Origin of the sequence: Shewanella acanthi (genome assembly GCF_019457475.1) — a bacterium.
In the GTDB taxonomy this organism is placed as follows: Bacteria; Pseudomonadota; Gammaproteobacteria; order Enterobacterales; family Shewanellaceae; genus Shewanella; species Shewanella acanthi.
Genome location: NZ_CP080413.1, coordinates 2,070,853 through 2,086,957, shown reverse-complemented (window position 1 = coordinate 2,086,957; position 16,105 = coordinate 2,070,853). Strand labels below are relative to the sequence as shown.

Here is a 16,105-nt window from a genome sequence, read left to right as displayed (position 1 = left end):
TTGATAATAGGGGATAGCAAGGATGACAAAATCCGAACTGATCGAAAAACTCGCCACCAGGCAGTCGCAGCTGTCGGCGAAAGAGGTTGAAGGCGCAATCAAAGAAATGTTGGAGCAAATGGCAACAACATTAGAAACCGGAGATCGTATCGAGATCCGTGGCTTTGGTAGTTTCTCGCTTCATTATCGTGCTCCGCGTACTGGTCGCAATCCTAAGACTGGATCTTCAGTCGAGTTGGAAGGTAAGTATGTCCCGCACTTTAAGCCAGGCAAAGAACTGCGCGAGCGTGTTGATGCAATCAATGCGTAATTAAACGTCTCATAAAAAGCCTCCGAAAGGGGGCTTTTTTATACCTAATGCAAGGCAATGCTGGTCAGCCCTGCAAAATTCTTGGATAATCATTCCATTGCACAGGTTCAAGGGAGAACGACGTGAAATCTTTTGTCGCAACCGTCATCGTGGCGCTGTTATTTATTGTGGCCTTAATCTTTGGTGCGCGGAATGAACAAGTCGTGACCATCAGTTACTTTGTGGCCCAGGGTGAATTTCGTTTACCTGTTGTGTTAGCGGTAGTGTTTTTTGCAGGCTTTATGCTGAGTTGGTTAGTCGCAAGCTATTATATCGTCAGACTTAAATTCGCGTTGGCGAGCACTAAAAAGAAATTGAACGCACAACTTGCCAAAACGACCCAATGTGTAGACGTCTAATATGCTAGAAATCCTCTTCCTGTTGTTACCGATCGCCGCCGGCTATGGCTGGTATATGGGGCGACGGAGCATTAGGCAGAACCAAACTAACCAACGTAAGCAAATGAGCCGTGATTATTTCACAGGGCTTAACTTTCTGCTTTCTAACGAATCTGATAAAGCAGTAGATCTGTTTATTAGCATGCTAGATGTCGATGATGAAACCATCGATACCCATTTATCCTTAGGTTCACTTTTTCGCAAACGGGGCGAAGTGGACCGTTCTATTCGAATCCATCAAAATTTGATTGCAAGGCCTTCGCTGACCAATGAGCAGCGAGATATCGCCATGATGGAACTGGGTAAAGATTACCTTGCGGCGGGATTTTATGACCGCGCCGAAGAGATATTCTTAAATTTGGTGAGTCAGGACGATCACAGTGAAGAGTCAGAAACCCAGCTTATTACGATTTATCAGGTTATTAAGGAATGGCAAAAAGCCATTGATATTACAAGGCGATTAAGCCGTAAGCGTCAGCAAGCACTTAAACCCACAATTGCGCATTTCTATTGCCAGCTAGCGGATGAAACTAGTGATGAAGCTGACAAGATAAAATTACTGCAACAGGCTTTGAAACAAGATCCAAACTGTGGTCGAGCACTGTTAACTCTGGCCAAAAAATTCCTCGAGATGAAGGATTATACCCAGTGCAAATCCATGTTAATTGCGCTTAAACAAGCTGATATTGAGCTCTTTGCCGATGCATTGCCTACCGCCAAACAAGTGTTTCGCGACACTGAGGATAAAGAGGGGTATCAGGAATTATTGGCGGGTGCTATGGCCGCGGGGGCGGGCGCATCCGTTGTGGTTGCACTGGCGCATCACTTGATTGCTCAAAACGATATCAAAGCTGCTGAAACCATGGTGCTTGATGCGCTTTATCGCCATCCCACCATGAGGGGCTTCCAACATTTAATGCAGCTTCATTTAAGCCAAGCAGAGGAGGGGCAAGCGAAACAAAGTTTAACTATGCTTGAGCAACTCGTAGAACAACAAATTAAATTCCGTCCTAGTTACCGTTGTAAAGATTGTGGTTTCCCCTCCCATAGCCTTTATTGGCATTGCCCCTCGTGCAAGCATTGGGGAACCATAAAACGTATTCGCGGTTTAGACGGTGAATAACCCATTGAAATACCCTCGTTAGTGTAAAACCCGTTGGAGAGATGATGACGACTAAACCTATCCTCGTAGCACTTGATTACGATAATAAAAACCAAGCATTAGCACTGATAGACCAGCTCGATCCCAACATGTGTCGCCTCAAAGTGGGTAAGGAAATGTTTACCCTGTTTGGTCCACAATTAGTCAAAGATATTCACGACCGTGGCTTCGATTTATTCCTCGATTTAAAATTTCACGATATTCCTAATACTGTGGCCAAAGCTGTCACAGCAGCGGCTGAGCTTGGCGTTTGGATGACCAACGTCCATGCCAGTGGCGGTCTTGCGATGATGGAAGCTGCCAAAAAAGCATTACAGCCCTATGGCAGCGATGCGCCAATGCTGATTGCAGTAACGGTATTAACTTCAATGAGCGACGATGACCTTAAATTAATCGGTATTGATGTGCCTGCATTTGAGCACGTACAACGTTTGGCTAAACTGACTCAACAAGCAGGTCTGGATGGCGTAGTGTGCTCTGCCCAAGAGGCAACTGTACTTAAGACGTTATTAGGTCAAGACTTTAAATTGGTGACACCTGGTATTCGTCCCGTTGGAAGCGATGTAGGTGACCAACACCGAGTCATGACGCCACCACAAGCGATAGCGGCGGGTTCCGATTATTTAGTAATTGGTCGTCCTATCACTAAAGCAGCAGATCCATTAGCAGCTTTGCAGGCAATTCATCAATCTTTAGCTTAATGCCGCTTTTGGGCATTAAGCCTGCGTGACAAAATAATAAGGAGATCCCATGCAGCAGACTTCATTAATTAATTACCAAGGCCAAAACGTAGTCGTGGTAGGCGGTACCAGCGGTATTAACCTGTGTATTGCTATTGAATTTGCTAAGGCCGGTGCTAACGTTGCTGTGGCAAGCCGTAGCCAAGATAAAGTGGATGCGGCAGTTGCTCAGCTAAAACAAGCCCATCCCGAGGGACTGCATTTTGGTGTGAGTTTCGATGTGCGTGATTTGGCCGCCGTTGAGCAGGGTTTTGATAATATTGCCAAAGCATTTGGGTTAATTGATGTGTTGGTGAGCGGCGCTGCGGGTAACTTCCCTGCGACAGCGGCTAAGCTTTCAGCCAATGGCTTTAAGTCAGTGATGGACATCGACCTTTTAGGGAGCTTCCAAGTGCTTAAAACCGCTTATCCACTGATGCGTCGCCCACAGGGAAATATTATTCAGATTTCTGCACCGCAGGCATCAATCGCTATGCCAATGCAGGCCCACGTGTGCGCAGCGAAAGCTGGTGTTGATATGTTAACCCGTACCCTTGCTATCGAATGGGGCTGTGAAGGTATCCGCATTAACTCTATTGTGCCAGGACCGATTTCAGATACTGAAGGTTTTAACCGTTTGGCACCCAGTGAGGCCTTGCAGCAACAAGTGGCTAATTCTGTGCCATTAAAACGTAATGGTGTTGGTCAAGATATTGCAAATGCGGCCTTATTCCTTGGCTCGCAGTACGCATCTTATATTACGGGTGTAGTGTTGCCCGTTGATGGTGGTTGGTCATTAGGCGGTGCAAGCGCGGCGATGACGACATTGAGTGACATTGCACAAAAGACTGGTCATTAATTTTTTTAAAGATAGCGGGTGAAAATCCATGGCTAATGCATTACAAGAGCAGCTATTGAAGGCTGGACTTGCCAGTAAACAAAAAGTACGTGATGTAAAAACCCAAAAGCGTCGCGACAAGAAATCCCGTGTGGATGATGGCTCAAGTGCTTTTAAGCAGGAAATTGCCGAACAGAAACGTCTGCAAGCCGAAAAAGACAGAATACTTAATGAACAGCGTTTTGCCGAAGCGTCGGCCCGTGGTCAAGTTCGTGGCTTAGTGACTGAATTCACGAAGTTTGCGATCACTATACCCACACATGCTGAGATTAAGTTTAACTATACCCTCGAAAATAAAATTTACGCTGTGTATATCGACGACAAGATCCAGTCTCAGCTGCTGAAAGGTCAATTAGGCATTGTGCGTTATGAGGATAAAAGCTATCTGGTGCCGCATAAACTGGCTGAGCGTGTTAACTTACTCGTACCACAATGGTGTGGCTATCTGTGGCAAGCAGACGATAACAAGCAAGTTATTGAAGAAGACGACCCCTATGCCGATTACGCTATTCCCGATGATTTAATGTGGTAATGGCTTTTTCAGCATAGTTTAAATGCGCAGCTGTCTACTCCTTAGCTGTAATGGTCGATTGAGCGTGAGTTTTAGCCCGGCAATCAGTTACATTTATTTTTAGATTAAAAACCCTTAAAAAACATTTAAGGGTTTTTTTATGCCTTGCAAAAAAGATGGTCATCTCAATCTAAACAGATAATTGTACTGTGAATTTGTAATGAGATTGTTTTCTCCTTTGAACTGGTATAGATTGAAACAACCGTTTAAATCTCACGTTTACGAGTGATACTAATGAATCCCTACCAAGCTCCACTGACTGATATGCGTTTCTTACTGGAACAGGTTTTTGATGCGCCTACAACCTGGTCTCAACTGGCAGATATTGCTGAAATGGTCGATATCGACACTGCAAACGCCATTCTTGAAGAGGCTGCGAAAATCAGCTCTGAATTAATTCATCCGTTAAACCGTCCTGGTGATGAGCAGGGTGTATTGCACGATGGCGATAAGGTCATTACCCCCGACGGTTATACCTCAGTATATGAGCAATATTCCCAAGGCGGCTGGATTGGATTGTGTGGCGATCCCGAGTTTGGTGGTATGGGCATGCCAAAAATGCTGGGTGTGTTAGTTGATGAAATGGGTTATAGCGCATGTAACGCTTTCACCCTATATGGTTCATTAACGGCAGGTGCTGCGTTATGTATCAATGCTCATGGAAGTGAAGACCTTAAAGAAACCTATTTACCAAAGCTATACAGCGGCGAATGGTCTGGCGCGATGGACATGACTGAGCCTCAAGCCGGTTCTGACTTACGCAACATCCGCACTAAAGCTGTTCCACTCGATGATGGCAGCTACGCCATTACCGGCAGCAAAATCTTCATCACAGGTGGTGACCACGATTTAACTGATAATGTCATTCACTTAGTGTTGGCTAAATTACCAGACAGCAAGGGGATTTCGCTGTTCCTCGTGCCTAAAATCGCTGTAAATGCCGATGGCAGCTTAGGTGACGCGAATGGCGTAAGCGTGGGTTCAATCGAGCATAAGATGGGTCTTAAGGGATCTGCAACCTGTGTGATGAACTTCGATGAGGCAAAAGGTTATTTAGTTGGCGAGCCAAACCGTGGCCTGGTTTGTATGTTTACTATGATGAACTACGAGCGTTTAGCCATTGGTATTCAAGGGTTAGGTAGTGCGCAGGCGGCTTACCAAATGGCGGCCGATTATGCCAAAGAGCGTAATCAAGGTGTTGCTGCTGGCGGCTCACCCACTGGCAGTGATTCAGACCCCATTATCGTTCACGGCGATGTGCGTCGCATGCTGTTAACCATTCGCGCAATGACCGAAGGCGGCCGTGCATTATCGGTATTCACTGGTAAGCAACTGGATATCGCCAAATACGGTGAAGGCGAAGACAAAGCTAAAGCGGCCCGTTATGTGGGGTTATTAACCCCTGTAGCTAAGGCGTTTTTAACCGACCGTGGTTTAGATGCCACCATTATGGCTCAGCAAGTCTTTGGCGGTCATGGTTATATCCGCGAAACAGGTATCGAGCAATTAGTGCGTGACACCCGAATTGCGCAAATCTATGAAGGCACCAACGGTATCCAGGCTATCGACTTCCTCGGCCGCAAAGTGACAGGGGATAACCTGGCTGCGCTGAATGAATTTGTATCTGAAATCAAAGGTCAAATGCGTGAATTCACTAACGTTGATGCGGTTAACGTGGCTGCTGTTTGCGCCCGTTTAGACGCATTAGTGGATGTGGCTGAAACCATTAACGAGCATAAGACTCAACAACCTGCATTGATCAACGCTAGCGCTGTCGATTTCTTAGATGCCTTCGGTTATACCGTTTACGCTTACTTCTGGTTAGCTATGGTTGATAAAGTCGCCACACATGAGGACAGTATTTTTGTGGAGCAGAAAAACTTCCTAGCGAAATTCTACTTTGACAAATTATTACCAAAAGCAGATTTCCACCTAGCGCAGGTTCGAGCGGGTGATGACAGCACTATGGCGATGCCAGCAGAGTTGTTCTAACTTTATAAATCCTGCAATTTAATCCTAAAAAAGCACTGAATATTCAGTGCTTTTTTATAGTCATTCAAAAACCACTGCCTGTGCAATTAACGCTTCAGCAGGCGATGTTCCTGACATAGAATTCATCGGCGATAGGATTATCAGTTGCCGAGGATTTTTTCTTGTCGCTTTGCTATCGGATTCGTTTGAGTCGCTGGCTTAACCTCATTATTAGCCTTGCTCGCAGACCCCCTTGGCATTCCCTTTAACATGGCGCTGAGGACATTGGCAGTGACTGAGGTTTTAGGGGATGATTTTTTGCGTTCAGGGCTAATGCCATTTTCAAGGATGACGAACAATATTTCGTGTGCTTGATGAGGTTCAGAATGGTTCACTTCAGCTTGTTTACTGTCATTGAGAGACATAAAACCGGCTAAATTTGATACCCCCTGCATGGAACCTGTTTTTGCAAAAACCTTGTTTTTAAGTGGAGGGGTAGTGAAGCCGAATCGATACTTTAAGGTCCCACTGACACCGGACTTTGGCAAACGTTGTTTAAGCCCCCTAAAGCGTGGTTCCTTATCAATCAGTGTTAATACCTGAGCGATCTGCGCCGCACTCAGTAAGTTGTAACGGGAAAGCCCCGAACCATCAACAATATTGGCACTATTAAGGTCGATACCCAATTCGGTAAGAATTTCCCGCATCGCCGCCGCGCCGCGCTCAAAGGTGCCCTGACTTTGATAATGACGCTCACCAACGAGCTTAAACAAACTGTCGGCAATCAAGTTGTCTGATTTTAGTAACATAGTTTCGAGCAACTCGGTCAGTGGAGCTGAGCGATGACTGGCGATAACTTGGGTTTTAGCAGGAAGGTGAGTGCCTATTTTAATTTGTCCGGATGTTAATCCGTTGATTTTAAGAAGGGACTGCACACTGTCTTTGGCAAATTTCTGTGGATCTGTTATCGCAATCGCAAGTGGCAGAGGTTGAGTGTGAGAATAGCAACCGCGAAGTTGATACCGATTTTGTCCTAGTGGGAGCAGTGCTAACTTACAAAATTCATCGTCTATTTGGTTTGAATACGTGGCTTCATTATCAACATTAACGCCTGCACTCGATGCTCTAAGTGTGACCTTGGACGTAGGCGCTGCTGGTTTGTTTGCATTTGTTTTGATTTGCTGAGGCAAAAATTCACCATAGACGCAGTTTTGATCGATGATAAAACGGGAAACTGGGGCGGCAAAACAGATCCCCAAATCATCCCATACCCAGCCGGGCGCCTGTAATTGCTCGTTTGTATCGCCGATGAGGATGACATTCCCATTGATACGATGGATCCCTTGTTGACTTAAATGGGCAAAAAGCGCATTTAGGTCCTCCCGTAACAGGGTGGGATCGCCACTGAATTTAAGATACACATCCCCGGCAATTTGTCCCTGCCGTAGCGGCGCATTGGTTAAGAGTTGGGTTTCATATCGGTAATCATGCCCTAGGGTTGCTAACGCCGTGACGGCTGTGAGCACTTTTTGGGTACTTGCGGGAATGAGTAGGGTGTCAGCTTGTTTTTCTAACAAGATTTCGTTGCTGTTAGTGTCAATCGCAAGGATAGATACCTGCGATTGTGGTGGAAGCAACGGTAAAATCAGCTGTTCAAATTGACCTTGTTGCGATTGACTGTGCTTTGGTGCTTGGCCGTCGAAGGTGAATGTAGCCGATGAGGGTAAACTTAAAAATGTGCACGATACTAAAATGGCAGCCGAACTGACAATATTGAACCGATCAGACAATCGATTCTTGTTAACCCCAAAGATGCTGATTTTGCTAGCGGTCTGAACTGTCATCATCTTTTTCCATGAGACGATAAAGCCTTAAGGTAACAAAGAGTACTAATACAATAAATAGGGGGAGGATCAGTAACCCAAGCTGAGTTTTAAAATGGAAGATACCCCAAGCTAGTACCAGTGTGAGGGCGAGGGTCAATAATATGGGTTTATTCATGTAAGTGGTGCATCTCATTAATGGGCAATGGCAATGCCGCCGAAATAAGCGGTGTATTACGCTGAGTCTACGTTAAAATTTAAGCTTACGGGATGGCTAGAAAAGTTAAACGCGACTAAAAACCTGATTTTGTGAGCCAATTGGCAACTTAGTTTCCATAGTCGTGTTTAGCACTTGTATAGATTCATCCCTATAGCCTGATACCACAAAATCAGCTTGAATTTACGTTATCATGTTAAAAACATCAGTTGCCCTTTTCGTGCTCATTTTGGGATTTAGCGATAATAAATGCTCAAATTAACAGCAAAATAGTGATGTTTGCTCTGGGTTTTTGCCAAAACCTCTTGCCGAGTCTGAACGAAGTCGGTAATTTCTACCCCTTATGATTTTAGGATCCCAGGTAACCACAACTTATCATGCCTCATATTAGTATGCGCGGTCTGCCGCAGGCGGTCGTTGCAGAGCTTAGCCAAACATTACTGCAGTCTTTGGCGGCTATATGTAAAGGTAGTGCAGACAGTTTTACATTAGATTGGAACCCCAGCATCAGTTATCGAAATGGTCGTATTGATCAACGTTTTGTCCAAATTGAATTGCTTTGGTTTCCTGTCGATCCCGATATCCATTTAAAAGTAGAACAAACAATAAGACTGGCAGTGGCAGAAGCCTATCCAGAGATGAGTCATATAGTGGTGATGTTTCTATCACTCACCTCAAGTGCATCTTATAGAGGAAGTCAGCATGTTTAAAGGAGGATACCTTGCTCACTAAGCTTGGTGGAATAGCCGTTCAACCCGAGGCAGTAACTTGGTTACTCATGCCTTGCCGTTTTAAGGCGGAGTTGCTGACACGTATCGCAAATGCAAAGGACAGCATCTATATCGCGGCGTTATATCTTGAAGATGATGAAGCTGGGCGTGAGGTCCTTAGCGCGTTAATGGCAGCTAAGGCGAATAATCCGGCATTAGATATCAAAATCTTAGTGGATTTTCACCGTGCGCGCCGTGGACTAATTGGACACAAGGGCGACAGTGGTAATTACCTCATGTATCGCAGGGTGATGGCTGAGGCTCTGCATCCTATTGATATCATGGGCGTGCCGGTTAAATCCCGTGAATTTATGGGCGTGTTACACCTTAAGGGCTTTATCATCGACGATGCGGTGATTTACAGCGGTGCTAGCCTGAATAATATCTACCTGCAGCAATATGAAAAATACCGCTTTGACCGATATCATGTGATTGAATCCGCTGAACTGGCTCGAAGTATGCGGACTATGATCCAGCGACATATTATTGCCGACCCTGCAGTATCGTCACTTACTCAAGATGCGCAGCTTGAAGTTTTGCCGCCTAAAAACGATATCCGCAGCTATAAACAACGTCTCTCGAAGGCACAATACGAGTTTGAAGGTACCCGCACTGGTAATCGGATAACGCCACTCTTAGGACTCGGCCGTAAGCATAACCTGTTGAATAAAACGGTGATTGCCATGGTTGAAGAATCAAAAGAAGCGTTGTTTATCTGTACGCCTTACTTTAATCCACCCTATGTCTTAGTGCGTGCATTAGCTAAGCACTTACGCAAGGGTAAGCGAATTGATATCGTCGTGGGTGATAAAACGGCAAATGATTTTTATATTCCGCCTGAGAAGGAATTCTCCACCATAGGTGCGCTGCCATACCTCTACGAGCAGTCACTGCGCAAGTTTGCAAAGCGTCAGCAGTGGGCAATCGATAATGGTCAACTCAATATTCATCTGTGGAAGCACGGGGTGAACAGTTACCATTTAAAAGGTATCAGTGCCGATGGTAAACGCCATTTGATTACAGGTTCAAACCTTAACCCTAGGGCCTGGGCATTAGATTTAGAAAATGGTCTGTTATTACAGGATGAAAGCGGTTGCTGGAAAGCACAGTTTGAGGCAGAGCAAGCCCATATCCTCGAGCATACCCAAAGGTTATATCACTATAGCCAAGTGGATACTTTGCAAAACTATCCTGCGCCGGTTAAAAAAATCATGACACGGATCAGACGATTAAAAGCCGACTTTTTATTAAGACGCATCCTCTAGTTGCACTCGTCGTTGACGTTGTTTCAATAAAAGCCCATCCACTGATGGGCTTTTTTATGCTCGGACATTGAAATAATCTAGGAAAGGATTGCTGAAGGCCGTTAAGTGGCCGTGAACCGTGGCCTTATAAGCTTATAGCGATTTTCGATAGCACGCAGTGCAGTCGATTGCATGGCAGCAAAGCAAAGGATACACTTCGCCATCGAAAAAACCGGCCTGTTTGTTTCGACAGCGCCATTGTCATACCTATGAGAGATTTGGCTGTTATGGCGTTAGCTCCCCACGCGGTTCATCGCTTATATGCATACCGCAAATCGTTGTCCACTAAGCCCTTTGGCGCCCGTGGAAAAAAACTGATTCGTTGTCACCTGTGTTTATTAGGGGAGCAATTTTGTACCTGTGCGCTGCGTCGTCAATTGCAGACACAGGCGAGCTTTTTGCTTGTTATGTACAACGATGAAGTGCTTAAACCGACCAATAGTGGCCGCCTAATTGCCGATCTCATCCCCGACACTCATGCATTTTTATGGAATCGTACCGAACCTCATCCTGAGCTACTTTCGTTATTAAAGTCTGACGATTATCAACCCTTTTTGGTTTTTCCTTCGCAGTATGCCGATAATGGTCAAGTTGTGTTAAAGCAAGTACCGATGGAATCGCTGCCAGTCGGTAAGCGACCGCTGCTGATCATGCTCGATGGTAGTTGGCGTGAGGCCATTAAGATGTTCCGTAAGAGTCCATATTTGCAGGATATTCCGATGTTATCCTTCGATCCCGACACACTGGCAACCTATGCACTGCGAAAGGGCAGCCATGATTTTCAACTAGGGACTGCGGAAGTTGCATCTCTGGCACTGGCGGCGATTGGAGAAGAGGCCAACGGTAAAGTGTTAAGTGCATGGTTCGATTTGTTCGTTGAATCGTCATTACTTGGCCGAAACCGCCGTTGTAGCGAAGATATCTTGCCGATTGATACCTTTACCGATGCCTTAGAAGCGGCGTACAGTGAGGCACTGTTAAGTTAACAAACGTGCGGTATGAATGATTAAAAAGGCGAGTATTAGCCATAATACTCGCCTTTTATATGGAATAAAGGCTGCACATTTAGGAGTGCTAATACAAAATAATGACTTTGGGTTTTCAGATATGCTCAGTTTAACATGGGTTCATTTTTCCCCCCAACCGTGCTGCATTTGACTTCTACCGTGTAAATCTTAATCGAGAGTCAGTTTAATTCTTCCGTTAAATTCTATACAAAACGCATATCACAAGCTCAGTGTTATACGAAGGTGAAACAGGCTCTATAGCGTTTTTAATGCGGCCTTTGGAATCTAACTCAGTGAGTTATTTTACTTTGTATACATCACAAATCATTGAGACGATGGATTTTTAGGTTTCAATTTTCTGATACTTTGCCTTACACTGAATTTGCATTGGTTCACAGGATGTTACCTCGAGCCGACTAAAATCCGTTAAAAACCGTTTAACCCCACACGTGTGTTGAGCTGGTTCCATCGTCTTTAGAATGCAGGATATGCATATGCCTCAATCTTGTGTAAGTAGTGATGTTTTTGTTTCACGACGCCTATCCTTCCCACTTTACCTTAGCGGTATTGTGCTCTTATGTCTGTCAATCAGCTCCTGTGGTAAAACCGAGGTTAAAATATCCCCGAAAATGGTGGTGGTCGAAAAGGTTACCACTGCCACGGTTCCACTTTATGGTAACTATATTGGGGTAACGCAGGCCTCCTTAGATGTTGAAGTTCGCGCCCGAGTCGATGGTTTTGTCGAAGAAAAACGTTTCGTCGAGGGGAGTGCCGTTAAGGCAGGTGAGTTACTCTATCAAATCGATAATAAACCCTATGTGGCTGTGGTGAATCGTCTTAAGGCAAAATTGTCGTCCCAGCAGGCGATTGTCGAAAAGGCTGAGCGTGACGTTAAACGACTAAAACCCCTCTATGAACAGGATGCGGCGAGCCAATTAGACTATGACAATGCGTTATCGGCCCTTGCACAGGCCCGCTCTAATTTGACCGCAAGCCGCGCTGAAGTTGAAGAAGCCGAACTCGAATTAAGTTATACCGAAATTAAGGCACCGATTGCAGGTCTAGTCAGCCGTTCTGAGGTGGATATCGGTGCCTTAGTCGGCAGTAAGGGGCAATCCCTATTGACTCGGGTGAAGCAGGTTGACCCGATTTATGTCAGTTTCAATATGTCGGCGCTCGATTACCTTAACGCCCAGCGCCGCCTCACCAGTTATTCGGCCAAAAAGGAAGCGGAAGTCGAAGGTAAGGCCTTAGCAGGGTTTGTGCGGATCACTCTGCCCGATAACAGTGAATATCGCTATTTAGGGGATGTGAGTTTTACTGATCCCCAAGTGAACCCGAATACAGGCACTTTCGAGGTGAGGGCGATTCTGCCTAACCCAGAGAAAGAACTTCTGCCTGGTCAATACACGAATGTGCGGATCAAATTATCCGAAGTCCCCAATGCCATTGTTATCCCACAAAAGGCGACTCAGGTCGATCAGGGCGGGGTCTACGTCATGGTTGTGCTTCCCGATAACACGGTAGAGCGGCGGTTTATTGTGATTGACCATCAAGGGATAGAAGGTGTAGTGGTGAAAAGTGGCTTAAAAGCGGGTGAGATGGTGATAACCGAAGGCATGCACCGTGTTCGCCATGGGCAAATTGCAGAGCCGCTAAGTGCCAAGGAATATGCAGAGAAGCAAGATGAGCTCACCAAAGCCGATGCGCTGAAGAGCCAAGCCTTGGAGCAGAAGAAGCAGGAGCAAAAATAATGGCGCAGTTCTTTATCAGTCGTCCCATTTTTGCCAGCGTGATCTCCATTGTGATTGTTCTACTTGGGGTGATCGCGATGTTTAAATTGCCAGTCGATCAGTACCCCTATATTACACCGCCGCAGGTGACAATCTCAGCTTCCTATCCTGGTGCTAGCTCAACAACGGCGGCCGAATCCGTAGCAACACCGTTAGAACAGGAGGTCAACGGTGTGCCAAATATGATTTATATGAGCTCTAAAAGTACCAACTCGGGTGGCACTAGCGTGACCATCACCTTCGATGTGGGAACGAATGCGGATCTGGCTGCGGTGGATGTACAAAACTCGGCGCAGCAGGCCTCGGGTGGATTACCCATCGATGTGCAAACCGAAGGGGTGACCGTCTCTAAGGATTCATCGGTCGAGCTTCTCAAACTTGCGCTCACCTCGGACGATGAAAGGTTCGATGAAATCTACTTAAGTAACTACGCCACCATCAATATTGAATCGGCATTAAGGCGTATCCCTGGTGTGGGGCGCACCCGTAATACGGGATCGCGTAGCTATGCTATGCGAATTTGGCTAAAACCCGATGCCATGGCGGGCTACAGCCTAACCACATCCGATGTGATAAGTGCCATTAAAGCTCAGAATAAGGAATCCCCCGCGGGCACCATTGGCACTCAGCCCAATAGCGATGACATCAGTTTAACTTTGCCCATCAGCGTGGCTGGGCGTTTAAGTTCGGTGCAGGCATTTAATGAAATTATCGTCAGGGCCAATCCCGACGGTTCGATTATTCGCTTAAGGGATATTGCGGGGGTCGAATTAGGCTCGTCAGCCTACACACTGCAATCCCAACTTAATGGTCAAAATGCCACGATTTTACAGGTCTATTTGTTGCCTGGAGCCAATGCACTAGAGGTGACCCGTAAAGTCAAAGAGACCATGACTGAGCTGTCACAAAAGTTCCCTCAGGGCATAAAGTGGGAGGTATTTTATGATGCGTCGATTTTTATTCAAGAATCCATTGATGAAGTAATCCACACGCTGATAGAAGCACTGGTGCTTGTGGTCTTTGTGGTGTACCTGTTTTTACAGAATGTGCGCGCCACTTTAATCCCCGCCATAGCGGTGCCCGTCTCATTAATTGGCACCTTAGCAGCGATGCTTGCCTTTGGCTTTACCATTAATACCGTTAGTTTACTCGCCTTAGTGTTAGCCATTGGTATTGTGGTCGATGATGCGATTGTGGTGGTCGAGAATGTGGAGCGGCTTATCCATGAAAAGGCAATGTCTGCGATGGAAGCTACACGCCATGCGATGAAGGAACTCTCTGGTGCTTTGGTTGCTACCAGCTTAGTGCTCTGCGCGGTATTTGTGCCTGTATCATTTTTAGCGGGGATCACGGGCATTATGTACCGCGAATTTGCGGTGGCGATTACGGTGGCGGTACTGATTTCAACCCTAGTCGCGCTCACGTTAAGCCCCGCGCTGTGTGCGTTATTACTTAAACCGGGTAAAGCGCCTGAGAAAGGCATCTTCCATTGGCTTAACACTAAACTCGATATAGGCACCAATCAGTATGTCGGCTTGGTTGCTTTGACCAATAAATACGCCAAACGCAGTTATTTAGCGTTTATCATCATGTTTGGTGGCACTTATTTTATTATGTCCCATCTGCCGAGCAGTTTTATGCCGGATGAAGATCAGGGGCGTTTCTTTATCGACATGACCTTGCCTGATGGTTCTACGGTTAATCGGACTGAAGCGATTTTGAAAAAGGCGGAGTACTATGTGCGGGCAAATCCTGCCGTAGCTTACTCCTTTACGCTCGCAGGGGAAAACCGTCGCTCCGGCGCTAACCAAGCAAATGGTCAATTTGAAGTGGTGTTAAAGCCATGGGCCGAGCGCGAAGAGAGCAATGCCACAGTGCAATCGGTGATGAAGGAAATTGACCGCGATCTAAAAAATGTACTCGAGGCGGAATTTAATTTGTATTTACCTTCGGCCGTACCGGGTCTCGGTAATGGTTCTGGGGTGGAAATGCAACTGCAAGACACCTCGGGAACCCATTTTGAAGGATTAATCGAGACGGCCAACGAGTTAGTTGAACAACTAAAACTTCAACCCGAAGTAGCCAATGCAAACGTGTCACTGCAAAGTGCGATTCCACAACTGCATTTATCCGTCGATGAAGCTAAGGCGATGGCGATTGGCGTCAACGTGGGTGATATCTACAGTACGATTAAAACCTTAACGGATTCTTCTACTGTCAATGATTTCAACCTCTTTGGCCGTGTTTATCGGGTAAAAATTCAAGCGGAAGAAAGCTACCGTCAGTTCCCGCATCAAATTAAAGATTATTATGTACGTTCTTCGAGCGGTGCCATGGTGCCCATTGGGGTATTGGCAAAATACGATTATACCGTTGGGCCCTCATCGGTCACCCATTACAATCTGTTTTCCAGTGCTTCTATCAATGTCACTCCGGCCACAGGCTATGCCACGGGTGAGGTGATCGAGGCCATTGAGCGAGTATCGCGTCCTATATTACCCGATGAATTTAAGTATGAGTGGACGGGCATTACCTATCAGGAAGTGCAATCGGCTAATCAAACGGGCATTGCCATCGGGCTTGCGCTGTTATTTGTATTTTTATTCTTAGCCGCGCTTTACGAGAGCTGGAGCATTCCCGTTGCGGTATTGCTTATTGCCCCCATTGCGCTGTTAGGGGCATCGGTCATTACTTTTGTGAGTGGCATGCAGACAAATCTCTTCTTCCAAGTGGCCTTTATAGCCTTGATTGGTATGGCGGCGAAAAATGCGATCTTAATAGTCGAATTTGCCAATCAATTACATCAGCAGGGTAAGACCCGCATCGCTGCAGCCCTTGAGGCCGCGACCATGCGTTTTCGTCCTATCTTAATGACCTCGATGGCATTTATTCTTGGGGTATTACCCTTAGTGTTATCTTCAGGCCCTGGTGCGGTGAGTCGTCAGTCAATTTCACTGCCCATTTTAGGGGGAATGCTACTGGCTACGACCATAGGGATTGTTTTTGTGCCCTTATTTTTTGTGACAATGTCGGGATTCAGTAAGAAGAAACATCTCAGTGAGCAAGCCTCGCAGGTATCACCTTCGATAGAGGAGGTTAGCCGTGGATAAATCTTGGTGCTCA

14 protein-coding genes are annotated in these 16,105 nt (G+C 46.1%); 12 read left to right on the top strand and 2 right to left on the bottom strand.

All coding sequences use genetic code 11. From position 1 onward, the window contains the following. Positions 1-22 precede the first annotated feature (22 nt). The 7 genes from ihfB (at position 23) to K0H61_RS09120 (ending at position 6,089) form a co-directional block, all read left to right on the top strand. A complete protein-coding gene (gene ihfB / locus K0H61_RS09150; RefSeq protein ID WP_220048796.1) occupies positions 23-310 on the top strand; it encodes an integration host factor subunit beta in 288 nt (95 codons plus the stop codon). 122 nt (positions 311-432) lie between these two features. Continuing rightward, on the top strand, positions 433-708 hold the full coding sequence (locus tag K0H61_RS09145) for a LapA family protein (RefSeq protein WP_220048795.1): 276 nt from the start codon (positions 433-435) through the stop codon (positions 706-708). Position 709: 1 nt separating this feature from the next. After that, entirely contained in the window at positions 710-1,870 is a 1,161-nt protein-coding gene (gene lapB, locus K0H61_RS09140; protein WP_220048793.1) for a lipopolysaccharide assembly protein LapB, read from the top strand. A 44-nt stretch (positions 1,871-1,914) separates the two neighbouring features. Further along, the gene (gene pyrF, locus K0H61_RS09135) at positions 1,915-2,610 is read left to right on the top strand and encodes an orotidine-5'-phosphate decarboxylase (protein ID WP_220048791.1); all 696 of its coding nucleotides are present in this window, start codon (positions 1,915-1,917) and stop codon (positions 2,608-2,610) included. 49 nt (positions 2,611-2,659) lie between these two features. After that, positions 2,660-3,487 (top strand): SDR family oxidoreductase, encoded by an 828-nt coding sequence (locus K0H61_RS09130; RefSeq protein ID WP_220048789.1) that lies wholly within the window; start codon positions 2,660-2,662, stop codon positions 3,485-3,487. Positions 3,488-3,515: 28 nt separating this feature from the next. After that, on the top strand, positions 3,516-4,058 hold the full coding sequence (locus K0H61_RS09125) for a DUF2058 domain-containing protein (RefSeq protein WP_220048787.1): 543 nt from the start codon (positions 3,516-3,518) through the stop codon (positions 4,056-4,058). 273 nt (positions 4,059-4,331) lie between these two features. Then, positions 4,332-6,089 (top strand): acyl-CoA dehydrogenase C-terminal domain-containing protein, encoded by a 1,758-nt coding sequence (locus K0H61_RS09120; protein WP_220048786.1) that lies wholly within the window; start codon positions 4,332-4,334, stop codon positions 6,087-6,089. Positions 6,090-6,229: 140 nt separating this feature from the next. On the opposite strand, the gene dacB is transcribed toward K0H61_RS09120, so the two are convergent. Further along, the gene (dacB, locus tag K0H61_RS09115; protein WP_258405930.1) at positions 6,230-7,915 is read right to left on the bottom strand and encodes a D-alanyl-D-alanine carboxypeptidase/D-alanyl-D-alanine endopeptidase; all 1,686 of its coding nucleotides are present in this window, start codon (positions 7,913-7,915) and stop codon (positions 6,230-6,232) included. Further along, positions 7,893-8,069: a hypothetical protein gene (locus K0H61_RS09110; protein WP_220048784.1), complete on the bottom strand. Its 177-nt coding sequence runs from the start codon at positions 8,067-8,069 to the stop codon at positions 7,893-7,895. The genes dacB and K0H61_RS09110 overlap by 23 nt, the downstream gene beginning before the upstream one ends. Before the next feature lie 416 nt (positions 8,070-8,485). Here K0H61_RS09110 and K0H61_RS09105 point away from each other — a divergent pair, with 416 nt between their 5' ends. From K0H61_RS09105 to K0H61_RS09085, 5 genes are all read left to right on the top strand, one after another. Further along, the gene (locus K0H61_RS09105) at positions 8,486-8,818 is read left to right on the top strand and encodes a DUF1904 domain-containing protein (protein ID WP_220048782.1); all 333 of its coding nucleotides are present in this window, start codon (positions 8,486-8,488) and stop codon (positions 8,816-8,818) included. 11 nt (positions 8,819-8,829) lie between these two features. Continuing rightward, positions 8,830-10,143 carry a CDP-diacylglycerol--serine O-phosphatidyltransferase gene (gene pssA / locus K0H61_RS09100; RefSeq protein ID WP_220048781.1) on the top strand — a complete coding sequence of 438 codons (1,314 nt, stop codon included), beginning with the start codon at positions 8,830-8,832 and terminating at the stop codon, positions 10,141-10,143. 266 nt (positions 10,144-10,409) lie between these two features. Continuing rightward, on the top strand, positions 10,410-11,168 hold the full coding sequence (locus K0H61_RS09095) for a tRNA-uridine aminocarboxypropyltransferase (protein WP_220048779.1): 759 nt from the start codon (positions 10,410-10,412) through the stop codon (positions 11,166-11,168). 515 nt (positions 11,169-11,683) lie between these two features. Then, the gene (locus K0H61_RS09090) at positions 11,684-12,943 is read left to right on the top strand and encodes an efflux RND transporter periplasmic adaptor subunit (RefSeq protein ID WP_220048777.1); all 1,260 of its coding nucleotides are present in this window, start codon (positions 11,684-11,686) and stop codon (positions 12,941-12,943) included. After that, the gene (locus K0H61_RS09085; protein WP_220048776.1) at positions 12,943-16,092 is read left to right on the top strand and encodes an efflux RND transporter permease subunit; all 3,150 of its coding nucleotides are present in this window, start codon (positions 12,943-12,945) and stop codon (positions 16,090-16,092) included. The genes K0H61_RS09090 and K0H61_RS09085 overlap by 1 nt, the downstream gene beginning before the upstream one ends. Positions 16,093-16,105: the final 13 nt, after the last annotated feature.

What these genes read in the sequence shown, in the direction of transcription:
- ihfB (WP_220048796.1), top strand. Translation starts at nt 23, where the DNA reads ATGACAAAATCCGAACTGATCGAAAAACTCGCCACCAGGCAGTCGCAG.
- lapB (WP_220048793.1), top strand. Translation starts at nt 710, where the DNA reads ATGCTAGAAATCCTCTTCCTGTTGTTACCGATCGCCGCCGGCTATGGC.
- pyrF (WP_220048791.1), top strand. Translation starts at nt 1,915, where the DNA reads ATGACGACTAAACCTATCCTCGTAGCACTTGATTACGATAATAAAAAC.
- K0H61_RS09130 (WP_220048789.1), top strand. Translation starts at nt 2,660, where the DNA reads ATGCAGCAGACTTCATTAATTAATTACCAAGGCCAAAACGTAGTCGTG.
- K0H61_RS09125 (WP_220048787.1), top strand. Translation starts at nt 3,516, where the DNA reads ATGGCTAATGCATTACAAGAGCAGCTATTGAAGGCTGGACTTGCCAGT.
- K0H61_RS09120 (WP_220048786.1), top strand. Translation starts at nt 4,332, where the DNA reads ATGAATCCCTACCAAGCTCCACTGACTGATATGCGTTTCTTACTGGAA.
- dacB (WP_258405930.1), bottom strand. Translation starts at nt 7,915, where the DNA reads ATGATGACAGTTCAGACCGCTAGCAAAATCAGCATCTTTGGGGTTAAC.
- K0H61_RS09110 (WP_220048784.1), bottom strand. Translation starts at nt 8,069, where the DNA reads ATGAATAAACCCATATTATTGACCCTCGCCCTCACACTGGTACTAGCT.
- K0H61_RS09105 (WP_220048782.1), top strand. Translation starts at nt 8,486, where the DNA reads ATGCCTCATATTAGTATGCGCGGTCTGCCGCAGGCGGTCGTTGCAGAG.
- K0H61_RS09095 (WP_220048779.1), top strand. Translation starts at nt 10,410, where the DNA reads ATGGCGTTAGCTCCCCACGCGGTTCATCGCTTATATGCATACCGCAAA.
- K0H61_RS09090 (WP_220048777.1), top strand. Translation starts at nt 11,684, where the DNA reads ATGCCTCAATCTTGTGTAAGTAGTGATGTTTTTGTTTCACGACGCCTA.
- K0H61_RS09085 (WP_220048776.1), top strand. Translation starts at nt 12,943, where the DNA reads ATGGCGCAGTTCTTTATCAGTCGTCCCATTTTTGCCAGCGTGATCTCC.